Source organism: Herbiconiux sp. VKM Ac-1786, assembly GCF_015350805.1.
Lineage (GTDB): Bacteria > Actinomycetota > Actinomycetes > Actinomycetales > Microbacteriaceae > Herbiconiux.
The window spans coordinates 107,855-122,514 of the sequence record NZ_JADKSG010000002.1 but is presented as its reverse complement, the minus strand read 5'-3'; the positions used below and the strand labels follow the sequence as shown (position 1 = coordinate 122,514).

Here is a 14,660-nt window from a genome sequence, read left to right as displayed (position 1 = left end):
GACGCGTCAGCGATCGTCACGATCCCTTCCGTGTCGGTGAACTCATCTGCCACCGTTGTCGCGCGTGGGAGAACATCCGGGAGGCCGCTCCAAACAGCTTCGTCGTGATGTCGCGGAAGTTGATGTTCAGTGCTGCCGCCGGCTGATTGCGCGCTGGTTCAGGCGATGCGACTCATCGACGATCAGCAGCCCGAAAATTCTCCGTCCAGCTGCCCAAAAGCGCTCAAGACAGTGCGAAAGGGTTATGGAGGCCTTTGGTGCGACCCACCGGGTCGGTGACCCTAATCCACCCCAGGCGCGGTACTCACTTAGTCCGCATGACTACGGGAATGCAAACTAGTAGCTAAACCGTCTCGATCTCAATTTCAGCGTCAATTTCGACGTCGAGATCTATATCCAGAGCCGCTGATATGGGGGCGTAGATGTCCACATCAGAGAAGATCTCGAGCGAAGCGACCAATGAGAAGTCGACTGTCCGCTGCTCAAACCCTTTCCGCCGGTCCCACCATCCCAAGACCGGGTACACCGCAATCAGTCGGTCACCGGCAAAGGACTCGGCAGGGCCTTCCATCCAATCGTGTTGTACGGAGCTTCGAGATCGACCGTCAGCGCCGAGATTCCAGTTGTAGCTGGAGGTATGCGTGACATGATCCTCTTCCCTCGCGAGGGCGTTGATTCTCGCTGCGAATTCTTCCGGAGTTTCGTTAGGACCTTGCATGTCCCACCGCAATCGCACACCGGCGTATTTTGACCTTCTTTCGGACTCCGAAGGTTCGACGAAGTAAGACAAGGTGACCTGCAATTCCGCGGGTTCCGACCCAAGATCTCGCAGGACACTCGCGGGAAAGGGCAATTGAACCAGCACAACCTGCCTGGTGACGCTTTTATCGAAGTTGATGATCTTCGGCTGAAGCGATCCTTCGTAGACCATCACCGGTCTGCTCTCGGAGCTTAGAGCGGCTCTTGACCAGTTGAACGAGCCGTGACCGATGGATCGACGCAGGTCTGCAGGGTCAAGCTGACTGACAACTGAAGGCGTAGGACGACTGGAGTGAATAAGCAGACCTCGAATAGTGGCCGGCCTGAAATCCGGGTAGGTTGCCCAAATCCGGGCCAGCGCATTCGCTGTAATAGCGGTCGCCGCGCTCGTGGCATTTGCTCGAGTCAGATCAGATCCGATCGTCCGCGCTGCCGTGGTCAGAACTGAAAGTCCGATCAATCCTGGGTTTGGGTTTGACCCGTCGGGTGCCGTGTTTCCTGCTTCCGCGACAACATCTGGCTTGCTAGGCCATATCCTCGCTGGTCCGACAGAGGTGAATGGACTCAGCTGACCCGGTGCGGCCAGGGGTGTGCTTGCACCAAGCTGGACGTCACGGGGGGACAACGTAGACAGCTCCGTCACTCCTCCGACCGTGACTGCATTCCATGCCTGGGCTGGCTGCGAGAGGGTCGATGCGAGGTTCTCTGACGGATACTGTGATGAACTGGGGGCGGGAGGTATGTTGCCTGCTGCCACCACGATAAGTCGGCCTTCCCCATTGTTCCAAGCGGCGCGATCAATTGCGGTCGACCAGCTGGTTGCTTCGTGTTCTCTTGGGTTGGGCGCACCCATACTGATGCTGTGCACGACACGATGATCCCGTCCGAGGTCCTCGGCGATCTCCACTGAGAGTTGAGTTCGCTCGGCCCAAAGAACATCGCCACGTTCCCCAGGCTCGAGGTACTCCACCGCAATCAGCGCCGCGGCCGGAACCAGCGAGGAATCGAGGACTTGGTTCGCAAGGTCTCCGTAGACCGCCAAGCCAGCCATTCGGGTGCCATGGCCGTCCCAGTCGAGCGGCGAACCATTCGGCACTGCTGAATCTGTCCCTAGGACGACGGGAGCCAGGAGAGGGTGGAGGTGGTCCAACCCAGTGTCATGGACCGCCACTGCCACCGTAAGTTGAAGCGGGACCAACACGGGCGGCAGACCTTTAGATAGCTCGATCTGTCCTGCCACTTCGCGGAGCCTAACCATGGGCGGAAGGTGTATCTCGGCAAGATAAGGCATCCGGACAGGGAGTCCGAGGAGAACGCTGCCGCGGATCGCTACTAGGTGAACATCTCGATCCGTACCTTTGTACGTTGAAATGTGGCGCAAATCCTGGTCAGCCTCTGCCGACTCCAGAAATGCTGCGAATCTAGCTCGGTCACTATTTGCTTCCGTATCGAAGCCGAGCCATAGTTCGACAAAATAGACGGCGCCGTTGTCGATCTCTGAATCGTCGATTTCGCCGAACGAAAGATCCAGGACACTAGCGATTCGAGCAGTCTCAATGCGTGCCACCAACTGCTCGTGCTTCGGCCTTCCTTTCGGGGTTTCTTCCGTTTGATACTCGAAGACCTTTTTCTGGAGAGCGGAGAGATCACCGCGGCTTCCAACCAGAACCGTTTCAAGCGGTGAGATCGCAAGCACCTCATTGCCTGTTCGCTTATCGCCCAAACGAGTCGCCTCGTCCTCTAGTCCAGGACCATTGAATGCAAGAACCAGGCCACCAGTCAGGTTCCGGTCGTGAATCTCATTCTCGAGACCCTCCAGCAAGTTACCGACGTAGCTGGCATGCGTCAGCCGATCCCGCGCTGGAGCGGGAGCAGTATTCCCTCGACGGGGCGAGCCGTAGCTATCTGATCGCGACGCGCTGATCCGAATGTGCGGCAGGTCTGCCATGTTTCTCCCTTGAAATCCTGGCTCGATTAGTAAGAGCTACCGGTTCACGCGCTCCGCAATTGCATCAGCAATCTCGCTCGCAGATACTTGGGTTCGTCCAGCGATCAACGCCGATTTTCGCGCCTCGTTGACTGCGGCCGTTAGATCAGCCAAAGATGAAGATTGAGCTGAAGCTGCAAGATCTTTGAGAGCCGGAAGGGGAAACTTCTCGGCCCTAGTCATTCGCCGAATGAGCTGGACGCGCGCTTCGTGGTCGGGACCGTCATACTCAATTACGTCGTCGAACCGTCGGAACAGAGCGCTATCTAGGTTTGCTGGAATGTTCGTGGCAGCGATGAAGATGCTTTCACTCTCATCGGAGTCGAGAAGCTGTAAGAACGTGCCGACGATACGGCGCATCTCGCCAATATCACTCGAATCGGCGCGCTGGCTTCCAAGCGCATCGAATTCATCGAACAAATATACCCCTTTGACCCGACCGGCCTCACTGAAGATGTCGTTGAGCGTCGAGGCTGTCTCACCGAGGTATCGACTGAAAAGCACTTCAAGTCGGACCCGAGCGAAGGGCAACTTGAGTTCACCCGCTAATGCTGCCGCGGTGAGTGTTTTTCCTGTCCCTGGAGGACCGTGCAGAAGTACTTTCCGTCTCGGGCGGAGCCCGTGATCCTCAAAAAGGCTCTTCTTTCTCTGCTCCACGACGATTCGCTCTATGCGCGCCATCGTCTCAGGCTTCAGGATTAGGTCCGAGAGGCGAGAATCGCTGTATCCGATGTCGATCAGATCTGAAAGGTTCTTTGCGGTCCGAGCTAGAGGAACGGCCCTTTTCGGTGTCCGGTCTTCACTCGTCAGCCTCAACTCTCGCAGCTTACGTGCAACCTGGGTGTGCCCAGCCCGCGACTCAGCTGCAATAACCTGGCCTAGAACAGCACCGAAACGGGCAGACTCGTCGTTGTAGTGCGCCCGAACTAGCTCGGTAAGCAGCTCTCCAGTCGCCACGACACTCTTCCGTTCTTTGCGTTCTCAGTCAATTGTGTGCACCCTATAGCAGCCCCCGGACATTTCCAGCCGGAGCCGTACGTATCGACGACGTGTGTCTCACGATGGTAGCCCTTGGAACCACTGCCCCGTTGTTATCCAGCACGCTGAGGCGCTCAATGAAGGTGGTGACGAAGTGCTACTGAGCGTGCTTGCCGTCGCACACGACGTCGATGCTCACGTGCCGCCTATCTGACGCGTCAGTGGATTCGCATGGACTGGCGCAGGCGCTCTCGGAGAGCCGGGTCGTGGACGTAGACGTATGTCCCCCGAATGCCTCGCGTGAGCAGCACCGCGTAGACGTTCTGGATGTACCAGAGCAGGTCGTTGTCAGAGTAGACGCGGCCGAGCGCCTTGTTCGCCTCTTTGCCCTTTTTGTCAAAGTACGAAGCGCGGTCGACGACGATGCGGCCGGTGGTGGTGTCGAAGCGGAGGTCGGGGCCGATGATCACGCCGGCGTAGTTGAGGTCGTAGCCCTGCACAGTGTGGATCGACCCCACCTCGTCGAGCGAACCCGGCGACGCGATCCAGTCGGTCTGGGTGCTGTTCCAGCGCATCCGGAAGTCGCCGATTTCGATGTCGTGGCCTGGTTTGTTGCCCTTCGTCTTCCACTCCCAGGCGTAACCCGCGACGAGGCGTGAGAGGCCGACTTCTCGGTCTCGGCGCACGATCTCCGCGCGCATCACGGAAACGTCATCGAACATTCGGAAGTCGTAGTCGCCGAAGTCGGGGACTGAAGCAGGCGGCTGTGGGCCAGATTCGGTTGCGGCGCCGAGCATCCGTCTCACATGGCCAACGTAGTCGGAACCGGCACGCACTCTCATCTGCGAGAGGAGGGGGTGGTGATGATGAGCTGCCTTGGCATCTACGACGAGCTGCTGGAGGAGCTCGATGGGGATGTCGGCCGGCTTCACGCTTTGGGCGGGGTCGACCAGGAAGATCTGGTGGGTGCTGCGGGCCTTGATCCAGTCGAGCTGCGTCTTAGACGTGTCGTCGTGGCCGAAGAGCTTCGTCGTGATGTCGCGGAACTTCGTGTTGAGGGTCGCCGCCGGCTGATTGGCTCGCTGGTTCAGGCGGTGGGTCTCGTCGACGATGAGGAGGTCGAAGTCGTGCTCCGACTCCCCCATCTCGAAGGCCGTCATCACCATCGCCGGGTCGAGGCCGGGGGTCTTGCGGAATACCTTCTGCACCGATTTTCGGAGTGACTGCTGCGGGATGACGAAACCGATGCGCAGGTCGCGGAGGAGCATCCCGTGCTCGTCGGTGAACAACTCGGAGAAGAGGGAGTCGCCGTCGTCATCGAGGGCGTCGAGGTCGGTTGACGAGCGGATGTCGGCGAGCAACTTGAGCAGGTAGATTGCGACGACGGTCTTGCCGGTGCCGGGGTCGCCCTGGATGACCGTCGTGCTGCGGTCGTTGCTGCGCAGGTCGTCGAAGAGGCTCTTCACGACGCCCTCGACGGCGAAGGCCTGGTCGTCGGTGAGCGACTTGAAGGGGCTCAACTTGAAGAGGTCGCTGTTGATGATCTCGGGGATGGTGCGGGTGAAGACGCCGGCCAACTTGAGCTGGTCGAAGATCTCGTCGAAGCGGTCTTGGTAGAAGGCGCGGTTGTAGTAGTCGGCGTCGACGATTCCGTCGTTGCGGTTCAGCACCTCGAAGGCGCCGTCTCCGCTGAGGAGTTCGATGAGGTAGGACTCGAGGTGCAGGCAGACCGACTTGTTGAAGGTGTCGTCGATGATGACGCGGAGGTTGGTGAGGTGGCTGCGCTCGATGCTCGCGAGGTGTTGGCGCATGCGGGCGGCGACGTTGAGCGATTCGCCGACGTAGATCTTGCGGCGCTGCTCTCGCTTCTTGTTGCCGGCGGCGGTCTGGGTATCGTCGTCGAGGATGTAGACGACCGGCCAGTTGGAGACGCGCTTGTCGCCACTTCTCGACCAGACGGCCAGCTCGGCGCGGTCGAAGGGGAGGCGGATGATCTCAGAGCTGGTCATACTTCGTGGCGTTGCCTCGGGACTTTTCCACCGGGTACTTCTCGCGGGTCTTCTCGAGCTTGGTGCGGACGATGTCGTCGGGGTGCTTGCCGAGTCTCGCGGCTAGGAGGTAGGCGTAGGTGAGGACGTCGGCCAGTTCGTCTTGGACTCGGTGCTCGTCCGCATCCGGGGACCATTGGAAGAGTTCTAGGAGTTCGGCCGCCTCGATGGAGATGCTCTTTGCCAGGTTCTCGGGGGTGTGGAACTGGGGCCAGTCGCGTTCGGCTGCGAAGGTTGCTAGTTCGTCATGGACAGAAGGGGTGGCCATGGGGTGAGGGTAGCAGGGGCGAGGTGGGGCGAATCCGATTGCACATCGACGCGGTTTTAGGTGACAGATTCTCGTTGCTCTCTCGCAGGCCGCCGCCGCGCGGCACGAGAACTTGTCAGAGGCCTTGTGGCCGTTGACACACCACTCATATGATTCGGCCACCGGACGCTGCTGTTCTTCCACATCGCGATGCAGCTATGGGGAAGCGTAGAGCGACAGCAACGACGACTACCCCTCGCCGCCTGATCGAGCCTTCGCATGCCGAGCGAAAGGGACAGTGCAGTGATGGTCAAACGAACGACAAGGCCAAGCGGCGGCATCCTGATCGCCCTAGCCATTGCCCTAGGCGCCGGCATAGCGATCTGTATCGCACTCTCGCTCAGCGCGTCCGACTTCAATGTGGGAGTCGCATTTCTGCTTGTCGGCTATATGTTCGCGGCGGCGGCAGCATTCTCCATTGTCGGATTCATATTCGGAGTGCCCAAGACAAAAGAGCAATCCGCACAAGCTGAATCCGGTCGGTTCGCCGCAAGCTCGAGCCTCGAGCAGATTTCGGACTGGCTGACCAAGATCATCATCGGTGCGACCCTTGTGCAGGTGGCCACCTTGCCGGGGGCGCTGGCTGCGCTTGGGCGCTATCTCGCCACAGGATTGTCGCTTCCGAACGCGCCGGCAGTCGCGATTTCTGTGGTCGTGTACGGCGCGAGCGTCGGTTTCTTGATGAGCTACTTGTGGGCCCGGCTGATCTTGCGCACGATGGTGGAGTCGACTGAATCAGACGCTATTCAGCTGTCGCAGGCGGGCCGGCGGGCGGCAGAATTTCTGGCGGACGCGGAAGAGACAGCGGGCTCGAAAACCAGCAAAGAATCCATCGACAAAAAGGCCACTCACGCCGCAGAACTCGCGGATCAGGCATATTTGTCGGGCCCGATTCTTTGGGTGGACGACCATGTGGAGAACATCCTCGACACAGTCAAGGCGTTTCGGGTGATAGGGGTCGACGTTGATCTTGCCCGATCTACCGATGAAGCCCTTAGTCTCCTGGAGTCACGCAACTATCGTTTGATAATCACTGACTTGGGTCGCAACGAGAGTTCTGGGTACAACCGAAGCGCGGGTTTGGATCTCAACACAAAGCTCCTCGAGAAGGGATCGAAAGTCCCGATCTTCGTTTACACAAGCAAGAGCTCACTGAGGCGAAGCGCTGAACTTCACACGGCGGGCATCGACTTTGTCACTTCAGCGCCGACCGAATTGTTCGCTCGTGCCGTGCAACAACTGAAGGCACAGTAATCCCCTTCGTCGAACTCTTCGAGCTTTCATCAGGAACTCCTGATAGAATCTCAGTATGCAAACAGACGACCAGCTGAAAGAGATCGCCAACGATCTCCGGGTTGCGCTGGGCAGTGCTGTCAGCAGGCTTGCGGTTCTGACCGACGAGGAAGTGCTCGAGGTCATGGCCGACTTTGAGGCGATCGGACGACTAGCGTCTGCGGGGCAGGTGCAAACCGCCGGCGAGGTCGGGTTGCGGTCGCGCAGCGAGCTCGGCGACGAGGGTCTGAGCCGGCGTCAGAACTTCACCAGCCCGACTACGCTCGTCGCGAGCGTCACCGGGGCTTCTACGCGGGAGTGTAAGGCGCGTCTCGAGCTGGGGCGGAAGCTGCGGGGTGCAGTGCTGCTGGGTGGCGGCGAGGGGCCCGCGCCGTTCCCGCTTGTGGGGCAACGGCTCAACGAGGGGGTGCTTGGCGTCGAGGCGGCGGCGGCCATCGTGAATCAATGCAACGGGCTCGCCGACCGTGGATGCTCCGCCGACATGATGGCGCTCGCCGAGCAGACCCTCGTCGACGAGACGATCGCGTGCAGACTGACCGCCGACGAGACGTTCAGGGCCGCCATCCATCTTCGCGAGGTGCTCGACCCCGACGGTTCCGAGCCGCGGGATGAGGTGCTGCAGATGCAGCGGTCTTTGACGATCGCGCAGGCACCGGACGGGATGGTGCGGGGGAAGTTCGCGCTCACGCCCGAGCAGGGCGGCGTGTGGATGTCGAGCATCCAGGCGATGCTGAGCCCGCGCGTTACCGGGCCCCGGTTTCTCGATGAAGACGAGCGCGTGGCCCAAGTGGTAGCCGCCGACACCCGCACGCAGGCGCAGAAGAACGCCGACACCATCACCGAACTCATTGCGCGCGCCACCCGCGCCGACGACATGCCGCGCATCAACGGAGCGACCGCGACTGTCAACGTGCACATCTCGGTCGAGGACCTCGAAGCCGGGCGTGGCGTCGGATGGATCGACGGCGTCGATGAGCCCGTTCCTGCCTCGACCGTCGCGCAGCTTCGCTGCCACTCCCCCATCGCCGCGACTCTGTTCGGCGACAGGGGCGAGGTGCTCTACCACGGCAAGACGAAGCGGCTCTTCACTCCGGCGCAGAACCGGGCCCTCGCGGCGCGGGACGGCGGGTGCATCTGGCCAGACTGCGATCGGCCACCCTCGTTCTGCGAGACACACCATGCGAACGAATGGGTCTCGGACGATCATCCGCCCGGAAGAACCGACATCGACAACGGCGTTCTTCTCTGCCACTTCCATCACTCGCATTTGCACAAGGCGGCGTGGAAGCTGACCATGCAGTCCGGGGTGCCTCACCTCATTCCGCCGAGGTATATCGATACCGAGCAGACACCGATCCCGACCACGCGTCGACGCACCATTCACCGCCCGGCCGCCTGATCCGGCGCGCCCGCCGTCCTGACCGGCCACGGTCTTCGAGGGCAAGCGCGAAGCGCGCGGCAGCATCCGTGGACGGCCGCCGAACGTCCTGCAGCGCAGGGCTACCGCGCGCTGCGCGCTTGCCCTCGATGGTCATGGCTGGGTCGACAGCGGCCTGCCGGCACGGACTTCGGATCGAAGGATTCGGCCGGTCGATCAGCGAGCCGGGCCCCTAGCGCGAGCCCGAGCTCACTCCGCCAGGCGGGCGGCCTGGGCGTCGAGGAGGGTGTCGAGGGCCGACTCGAGGGAGGCAGCGTCGTCGGCGGAGAGGGTCTCAGAGATGTAGGCCTGTACGAGGCTCCAGTGGCCGTCACCCTCCGCCCACCAGGTGAGCTGCTCGCCGTCGTCGCCCGACAGCGGGCCGCGGACGCCGCGCCAGGGGCCGTGGTCGATCCGGGTCTGGGCGGAGGCGCCGAGGCACGCGTCCACCTCGGCGTCGAGGAGGGCGATGGGCGCGGAGGCGTCCGGCGCGGTCAGCACGGCGACGCCCACACCGCCGAGGAGGCGGGCGTTCTCGCCGAAGTCCGTGGCGAGGTCGAAGGTGGTGATCTGCGACTGCACGTCTTTCCAAGCTTTGTAGAACGCCGTCTTGCGGGCTTCGTCGCAGGCCGGAGTGGTGTCGCCCCACGCCGGCGTGTTCACGACCGTCGTGAAGACCGAGTCCGACCAGGGGCGGCCGTCGATCGCGCACAGCTCGGCGGCGGTGACGATCTGCTCGGGATCCGCGTCAGTGGGGGCGGGAGGGCAGGGTGCGGCTGCCGTGGCGGGGGTCGAGCCGGGGGCCGCGGGCGTGCAACCCGCGAGCGGGGCGGTCGCCAGGGCGAGGGCTGAGAGGGCGAGCAGGGCGCGCATCCGTCGCCATTGTGACTTAGGGGTGCGCGGTCGGACGAACGCCTCGGGCGGCCCCGAGGCCTCGCCGGACGTGCTTTGCCGAACGGTGCCCGGGATCGATCGCATGACCTGACCGTAGCCCCGCAGGCGCCGGACGCCTACGCCCTCGCCGTCTGGCCGGGGCGAGGGCGACACCGCCGTCGCGTGGGTGTGAGTCGGCGCGGCGGTGGGTTGCTCGCTGCGCTCGATCAGCAACGATGGACACCATGGCGGATAAGTCGAATCGGTGGGAATCGCTGACGCAGCATCAGAAAGTGGTTCTTCTGGACGCCTGGGAAGGCAGTTCGCTGGTGACGGTCTTGAACGGCATCTCGGTGAGCACCCCTGAAGCCGCCCACTGGAATCGAAAGTCGATTCACGTGCCCGCGACTATCGCCGCTGTGCAGTACCTGTTTCACGAAGGCCTCATCGAGGTCATCGAAGGCGATATCCAAAACGTGCTCGACCGAGTGACGGCGGCGGAAACGATAGCGAGGCCGAGCAACTGGTGGAGCTACTCGCCTGAAGCGAATTGGCCGGGCAACTACACCCCACCGCCGGACGACTTTGACGAAGATGAGACGTCAGGCGAGTACTGGCTCAACACGACTGCATTAGGTGACGCCCTCATCGCGTCGGTCACCTCGAGCCAGTGGGCTGCTTTCCACTGACATCTCGAGGATTTTTACTGGGCGGGCATGTATGCGTGCTTCTAGGGACTGCGGAGTCGACCCGTCTCGTACTCCAGTACCCCGCGGTTCTCGAGGGTCGCCAGAAATGCAGACAACTCTGAGGCCGCTTCTCCTGAGGGAGCGTCGAGGGCAACCAAGCGGTTGCTGAGCCATTCTGTTCCGGCGCCACGTCCACGCAGGTCGCGATCCACGTCGGCGATGCTTTCCAAATGCTCGCTGAAGAACGCCCGAAACGTGCAGTGACCCTTGTCTTCGACCACGGACTCGAGCGTGTTCTCATCGGACAGACTCACCAGGTCACCCAGATTGACGTCGTAGAGGAAGTACGGAATGCAGCACACCTCGATGAGATGGCCCTGCTTGCGTCCCCACAGCTGCTCGATCGATGCGGTGGGGGCCGGATCCGGAATCGCGGCTCTGAAGATGTAATCGGCACGATCTCGCCAGATCGGCGCTCGATGGACGACGATCGACCGCTCGCTGGGTTCCATGATCATTCCGTCTTCCAGATTTCGGTCGCGCCGCGGGTTCGTCGTCATAGCCAATCTTGCCGCGTGGGAGCGTTCGCGTGAGGCAGCGGATTCACGGCAGCGCCATCTGAGCAGTCGGGCATCGCTACCGCGGCCGGCTCGCTGCCTGTGTCGCAGATGAGACCGCTTGGCAAACGAAGCGTTCTAGATCCCCTTACCTTAATACAAAGCCCGGTCTAGACTTGATCGGTGCCCCGCCGCAGAAGTACTGCGATGTGATCAAGGCGGTGCGAGCCAACGGGTGGGCGCTCATACGACAAGGGAAGGGTGATCACGAAATCTGGGGAATTCCCGACTCGTCATCCCCGGACGACAAACACACCATTCCGCATCACAGCGAGGTGTCCGCCGGCATCATCGGCGACCTGATCAAGAAGCTCCCGCACACTCCCTACAACTGGCGATAGGAGACGACATGACTACGAAGGGCAAGACGGAAGTGAAGGCACGAGCACGGCGAGATGGGCGCTGGTGGTACATCGAGTTTCCCGAGCTCGGGACGTCGGGGCAGGCTCGGACGATCAAGGAGATCGACGAGATCGCCCTAGAGGTCGCCGCGTTGTGGCTCGACGTGGACGAAGCGACTCTCGACGTGACGGTCGATCTCGAACTTCCCGAGACTGCCGCAGATCTGTGGACGAAGGCTAACGAGGCTGACGCGCGAGCGCGCGAAGACGCGAAGGCCGCTGCAGCGCTGCGGCGGCGTGCTGTTGCTGCTCTACAGGCTGAGCACATCAGCAAGGCAGATGCAGCTCGACTGCTCGGACTCTCGCCTCAACGGATCAGTCAGCTCAGCAAGGCGTCGTAGATAGCTGGCGTCACCTGAGATCGCGCTTGCCGGCGCTCGCCCGCCCACACGATGGTTGACGGGTGGGCGGGGTCGAGCATCCGCTCTTCTCAGGCGCTGCGGAGGGCCTCGGCGTAGAACTCGGCGGGGTCGTTGGCCAGGGAGGCCTTGACCAGGCGTGACCAGTCGTCGACCAGGACCTCGATCGCGTCGGAGGCGACGCCGTCGAGGGCGGCGGCCGCGACCGCGCGCGGGGCCGTCATGGGGCCGTCGTAGCCGGCCATCATGTCAGTGTCGGCGGCTCCGAGGTGGACGCCGACGACGAGGGTGTTCTGGGTGGCGAGCTCGAGGCGAACGCCGTTCGTCATCGCCCATTCGGCGGCCTTGGCGACGGCGTATCCGTTGGCGCCGTTGACGGAGAACCAGGAGAGCGCCGAGTGGATGTCGACGATCGCTCCCCCGCCGTTGGCCGCGAGCACGGGGGCGAAGGCGCGGATGACGCCGAGGGTGCCGAAGAGGTGGGTGTCGAGTTCGCGGCGGAGGCCGGCCAGGTCGTTCTCGCCGAGGAGGTTGGAGCCCGTCGTGATGCCGGCGTTGTTGATGAGGAGGGTGAGGTCGGTGGCTCGGGCGGCGGCATCCGTGATGGAGGTGTCGTCGAGCAGGTCGAGGCGGAGGACCTCTACTCGGGCGTCGGTGAACTCGGTCTCCTTCACGTTGTCGGGGTTGCGGACGGCCGCGTAGACCTTCGCGGCGCCGCGGTCGAGGAGCTCGTCGACGAAGCGGCGGCCGATGCCGCGGTTGGCTCCGGTGACGAGGGCGACGGATCCGGCGATATTCATGGGTGTCCTTTCGGGTTCTGCCGCACGGGACGGCTCTTCTCTCGTAGGCTAAAACCTCACGTTGACGTCAAGGGCAAGTCGAGGGTGTGCTGATGGTGTTGTTGGATGACTCGGTCGTCGAGATGCGGATCGGGGAGCTCGCGGCTCGGGCCGGAGTCAGTACTCGGGCGCTGCGGTATTACGAGGAGCAGGGCATCCTTCACTCGTCGCGGACGGCCAGCGGGCAGCGGGTCTATGGCCCTTCGGCCGTGGATCGGGTGCGGTTGATTCAGCATCTGTTCTCGGCGGGGCTGGCCAGTCGGACGATCGCGCTGATTCTGCCGTGCGTGGATACGGGGCATGCGCCGCCGGAGATGCTGCTCAGCCTGCACCGGGAGCGGGATCGGATCTCGCAGCTCATGTCGGATCTCGAGGTGGCTCGGGGGCGGCTGGATGAGGTGATCTCGATGACGGAGAACCCGGATGAGGCGCGGTGTGAGGCTGTGCGGGATTCGATGGGGCGGACTTCGGCGATCTTGGGGGCGGGGTAGGGCTCTCGGGCGCTACGCTCTTCTCATCCCTACGAGTTCTGTCGATTGTTCGACCTCGGAAGGGGATGGTCATGGTTCTTGCTGCTGCTGATGCGGTGACGCCGGGCGAGGTCTTGAAGCTGCGGCGTGAGGATGTTCGGGCTGTGCTTCGGCGGTTCGGTGTGGTGTCGGCAGGGGTCTTCGGGTCTGTCGCGCGTGGACAGGATCAGTTGGGGTCGGACCTTGACCTCATCGTCCTGTTCGGCGCGGGACGGAGCCGCGACGTGATCGGGCTCACCGACGAACTCGTCGAGCTGCTCGGGATCGACGTCGACGTCGTGGATCACCAGGCAGTGTGGAAGCGAGCACAGGAAACGGGCATCGGAACATCGATTCTTCTCGAGTCGGTGCCGCTGTGAACGTGAAGGAGGCGGAAGCGTTGCTCGCGCTGAACCTGGAGGTCGAAACCGCCCTCACGATCGCCACCGGGTCACTCGAGGACCTTCAGGGGCGGTTCGCTGCGGAACGCGCCATCGAACGCATCTTGCGGGCGGCAGAAATGGTCGACGAGCGGTCTCGCGAGCGCCACTTCGGCGCGATCGGGATCAAGCGCTTGAGAGGCATGAGGAACCGGTTGGCTCACAACTACCTCGATATCGACCTCCAGATCATTCGGAAGACGCTCCGCCACGATCTGCCAGAAGTACGCGAAAGACTCTTCGACGATTGCGAGGTCGCTCGCGCGATCGTGACCGCCGCCAGTGATGGTTTTGACGAAGTCGATTGGATCCTTTCGCATTACGCGTCGACCAGGCTTGCTCCGACGCCGTGCACCGACGACAGCGAGGCTGGGGCGTGAGCGATTCGCATTCTCGGGTGCACCCGGGCGAGGTTCTATTTGAGGAGTTCCTGGAGCCGATGGGCGTGAGCCCGCACCGACTGGCGCGAGCGATCAATGTGCCGGCGCGGCGGATCAACGAGATCGTTCTGGGCAAGCGTCGCATTTCGCCCGAAACCGCCTCGCGGCTTGCTCGAGTGTTCGGCACTTCGGATCGGTTCTGGACGAACCTGCAGACGCGGTACGACCTCGAGCTGGTGGCTGAGGCGAAGGGCGACGAGCTTGATCGGATCGTGCCGCTACTCAGCGCGTGTTTCGTCTAGGCGGCAGGGACACGTTCAAGCCGAGTTGAGAGCGGTCAGGGCCTCGAAGAGGGCCGCGCGCTGGGGTTCGTCGAGGGGGGCGAAGAGGGCGGGGAGCTGGGCGGCCGCGATGCGGCGGCCGGCCGCGAGGGCGTCGGCGCCGGCGGGCGTGAGGGTGTGCTCGAGGCGGCGGCCGTGGCCGGGCGTTCGGGCGACGAGCCCGCGGGCGACGAGGCGGGTGGCGAGGGTGCCGAACGCTTGGTCGCTCTGGAAGGTCGCCACCGCCAGGGCGTGAGCCGAGGCGCCCGGCGCCTGGTCGATGGCGCGGAGGGCGTCCCACTGCACGAGGCTGACGCCGACGTCCTGGAGGGCGGCGTCCATCGTGCGGTGGTTTCGGTACTGCGCCCGCTTGAGCGCTTGGCCGAGTAGTTCCAGATCGGTGGGCATGGTGCTACCGTATCAGCAGGCTTGTATAAACATGTT

General features: G+C 62.7%; 17 protein-coding genes. 9 read left to right on the top strand and 8 right to left on the bottom strand.

Annotated features, from left to right (window positions below; genetic code table 11):
• Window positions 1–343 precede the first annotated feature (343 nt).
• From ITJ64_RS11615 to ITJ64_RS11600, 4 genes are all read right to left on the bottom strand, one after another.
• Complete coding sequence (locus ITJ64_RS11615) at window positions 344–2,707, bottom strand: S8 family peptidase (RefSeq protein ID WP_194680968.1); 2,364 nt, start codon at window positions 2,705–2,707, stop codon at window positions 344–346.
• 36 nt (window positions 2,708–2,743) lie between these two features.
• Window positions 2,744–3,703, bottom strand: coding sequence for an ATP-binding protein (locus ITJ64_RS11610; RefSeq protein ID WP_194680967.1), 960 nt, complete (start codon window positions 3,701–3,703; stop codon window positions 2,744–2,746).
• Window positions 3,704–3,942: 239 nt separating this feature from the next.
• Window positions 3,943–5,733, bottom strand: a complete 1,791-nt coding sequence (locus ITJ64_RS11605) for a DUF2075 domain-containing protein (RefSeq protein WP_194680966.1) — start codon at window positions 5,731–5,733, stop codon at window positions 3,943–3,945.
• Window positions 5,720–6,040, bottom strand: a complete 321-nt coding sequence (locus tag ITJ64_RS11600; RefSeq protein WP_194680965.1) for a nucleotide pyrophosphohydrolase — start codon at window positions 6,038–6,040, stop codon at window positions 5,720–5,722. Before ITJ64_RS11600 ends, ITJ64_RS11605 begins: the two co-directional genes overlap by 14 nt.
• A 285-nt stretch (window positions 6,041–6,325) precedes the next feature.
• On the opposite strand from ITJ64_RS11600, the gene ITJ64_RS11595 reads away from it, so the two are divergent.
• The gene (locus ITJ64_RS11595) at window positions 6,326–7,333 is read left to right on the top strand and encodes a hypothetical protein (protein WP_194680964.1); all 1,008 of its coding nucleotides are present in this window, start codon (window positions 6,326–6,328) and stop codon (window positions 7,331–7,333) included.
• 55 nt (window positions 7,334–7,388) lie between these two features.
• Window positions 7,389–8,771, top strand: coding sequence for an HNH endonuclease signature motif containing protein (locus ITJ64_RS11590; RefSeq protein ID WP_194680963.1), 1,383 nt, complete (start codon window positions 7,389–7,391; stop codon window positions 8,769–8,771).
• A 228-nt stretch (window positions 8,772–8,999) separates the two neighbouring features.
• On the opposite strand, the gene ITJ64_RS11585 is transcribed toward ITJ64_RS11590, so the two are convergent.
• The gene (locus tag ITJ64_RS11585; RefSeq protein ID WP_194680962.1) at window positions 9,000–9,662 is read right to left on the bottom strand and encodes a hypothetical protein; all 663 of its coding nucleotides are present in this window, start codon (window positions 9,660–9,662) and stop codon (window positions 9,000–9,002) included.
• 236 nt (window positions 9,663–9,898) lie between these two features.
• Between ITJ64_RS11585 and ITJ64_RS11580 the strand changes: the two genes are divergently transcribed.
• Window positions 9,899–10,351, top strand: coding sequence for a hypothetical protein (locus tag ITJ64_RS11580; protein WP_194680961.1), 453 nt, complete (start codon window positions 9,899–9,901; stop codon window positions 10,349–10,351).
• Between the two features lie 41 nt (window positions 10,352–10,392).
• Here ITJ64_RS11580 and ITJ64_RS11575 read toward each other — a convergent pair whose 3' ends face one another.
• Window positions 10,393–10,911, bottom strand: coding sequence for a DUF4265 domain-containing protein (locus ITJ64_RS11575; protein ID WP_194680960.1), 519 nt, complete (start codon window positions 10,909–10,911; stop codon window positions 10,393–10,395).
• A gap of 206 nt (window positions 10,912–11,117) precedes the next feature.
• Between ITJ64_RS11575 and ITJ64_RS11570 the strand changes: the two genes are divergently transcribed.
• Window positions 11,118–11,309: a type II toxin-antitoxin system HicA family toxin gene (locus ITJ64_RS11570; protein WP_370545264.1), complete on the top strand. Its 192-nt coding sequence runs from the start codon at window positions 11,118–11,120 to the stop codon at window positions 11,307–11,309.
• A gap of 8 nt (window positions 11,310–11,317) precedes the next feature.
• The gene (locus ITJ64_RS11565; protein WP_173180579.1) at window positions 11,318–11,710 is read left to right on the top strand and encodes an antitoxin HicB; all 393 of its coding nucleotides are present in this window, start codon (window positions 11,318–11,320) and stop codon (window positions 11,708–11,710) included.
• A gap of 89 nt (window positions 11,711–11,799) precedes the next feature.
• Here the strand turns inward: ITJ64_RS11565 and ITJ64_RS11560 are convergent, their stop codons facing one another.
• Window positions 11,800–12,528 carry an SDR family oxidoreductase gene (locus ITJ64_RS11560; RefSeq protein WP_194680959.1) on the bottom strand — a complete coding sequence of 243 codons (729 nt, stop codon included), beginning with the start codon at window positions 12,526–12,528 and terminating at the stop codon, window positions 11,800–11,802.
• Window positions 12,529–12,620: 92 nt separating this feature from the next.
• Here ITJ64_RS11560 and ITJ64_RS11555 point away from each other — a divergent pair, with 92 nt between their 5' ends.
• From ITJ64_RS11555 to ITJ64_RS11540, 4 genes are all read left to right on the top strand, one after another.
• Window positions 12,621–13,058, top strand: a complete 438-nt coding sequence (locus ITJ64_RS11555) for a MerR family transcriptional regulator (protein ID WP_228508634.1) — start codon at window positions 12,621–12,623, stop codon at window positions 13,056–13,058.
• Window positions 13,059–13,129: 71 nt separating this feature from the next.
• Complete coding sequence (locus ITJ64_RS11550) at window positions 13,130–13,456, top strand: nucleotidyltransferase family protein (protein WP_194680958.1); 327 nt, start codon at window positions 13,130–13,132, stop codon at window positions 13,454–13,456.
• Window positions 13,453–13,896 (top strand): HepT-like ribonuclease domain-containing protein, encoded by a 444-nt coding sequence (locus tag ITJ64_RS11545; RefSeq protein WP_194680957.1) that lies wholly within the window; start codon window positions 13,453–13,455, stop codon window positions 13,894–13,896. Before ITJ64_RS11550 ends, ITJ64_RS11545 begins: the two co-directional genes overlap by 4 nt.
• Entirely contained in the window at window positions 13,893–14,198 is a 306-nt protein-coding gene (locus tag ITJ64_RS11540; protein ID WP_194680956.1) for a HigA family addiction module antitoxin, read from the top strand. The genes ITJ64_RS11545 and ITJ64_RS11540 overlap by 4 nt, the downstream gene beginning before the upstream one ends.
• Before the next feature lie 15 nt (window positions 14,199–14,213).
• Here ITJ64_RS11540 and ITJ64_RS11535 read toward each other — a convergent pair whose 3' ends face one another.
• On the bottom strand, window positions 14,214–14,624 hold the full coding sequence (locus ITJ64_RS11535) for a MarR family winged helix-turn-helix transcriptional regulator (protein ID WP_194680955.1): 411 nt from the start codon (window positions 14,622–14,624) through the stop codon (window positions 14,214–14,216).
• Window positions 14,625–14,660 lie beyond the last annotated feature (36 nt).

Coding starts and splice junctions, on each gene's coding strand:
- ITJ64_RS11615 (WP_194680968.1), bottom strand. CDS start 2,707: ATGGCAGACCTGCCGCACATTCGGATCAGCGCGTCGCGATCAGATAGC.
- ITJ64_RS11605 (WP_194680966.1), bottom strand. CDS start 5,733: ATGACCAGCTCTGAGATCATCCGCCTCCCCTTCGACCGCGCCGAGCTG.
- ITJ64_RS11600 (WP_194680965.1), bottom strand. CDS start 6,040: ATGGCCACCCCTTCTGTCCATGACGAACTAGCAACCTTCGCAGCCGAA.
- ITJ64_RS11595 (WP_194680964.1), top strand. CDS start 6,326: ATGGTCAAACGAACGACAAGGCCAAGCGGCGGCATCCTGATCGCCCTA.
- ITJ64_RS11590 (WP_194680963.1), top strand. CDS start 7,389: ATGCAAACAGACGACCAGCTGAAAGAGATCGCCAACGATCTCCGGGTT.
- ITJ64_RS11585 (WP_194680962.1), bottom strand. CDS start 9,662: ATGCGCGCCCTGCTCGCCCTCTCAGCCCTCGCCCTGGCGACCGCCCCG.
- ITJ64_RS11580 (WP_194680961.1), top strand. CDS start 9,899: ATGGACACCATGGCGGATAAGTCGAATCGGTGGGAATCGCTGACGCAG.
- ITJ64_RS11575 (WP_194680960.1), bottom strand. CDS start 10,911: ATGACGACGAACCCGCGGCGCGACCGAAATCTGGAAGACGGAATGATC.
- ITJ64_RS11565 (WP_173180579.1), top strand. CDS start 11,318: ATGACTACGAAGGGCAAGACGGAAGTGAAGGCACGAGCACGGCGAGAT.
- ITJ64_RS11560 (WP_194680959.1), bottom strand. CDS start 12,528: ATGAATATCGCCGGATCCGTCGCCCTCGTCACCGGAGCCAACCGCGGC.
- ITJ64_RS11555 (WP_228508634.1), top strand. CDS start 12,621: ATGGTGTTGTTGGATGACTCGGTCGTCGAGATGCGGATCGGGGAGCTC.
- ITJ64_RS11550 (WP_194680958.1), top strand. CDS start 13,130: ATGGTTCTTGCTGCTGCTGATGCGGTGACGCCGGGCGAGGTCTTGAAG.
- ITJ64_RS11535 (WP_194680955.1), bottom strand. CDS start 14,624: ATGCCCACCGATCTGGAACTACTCGGCCAAGCGCTCAAGCGGGCGCAG.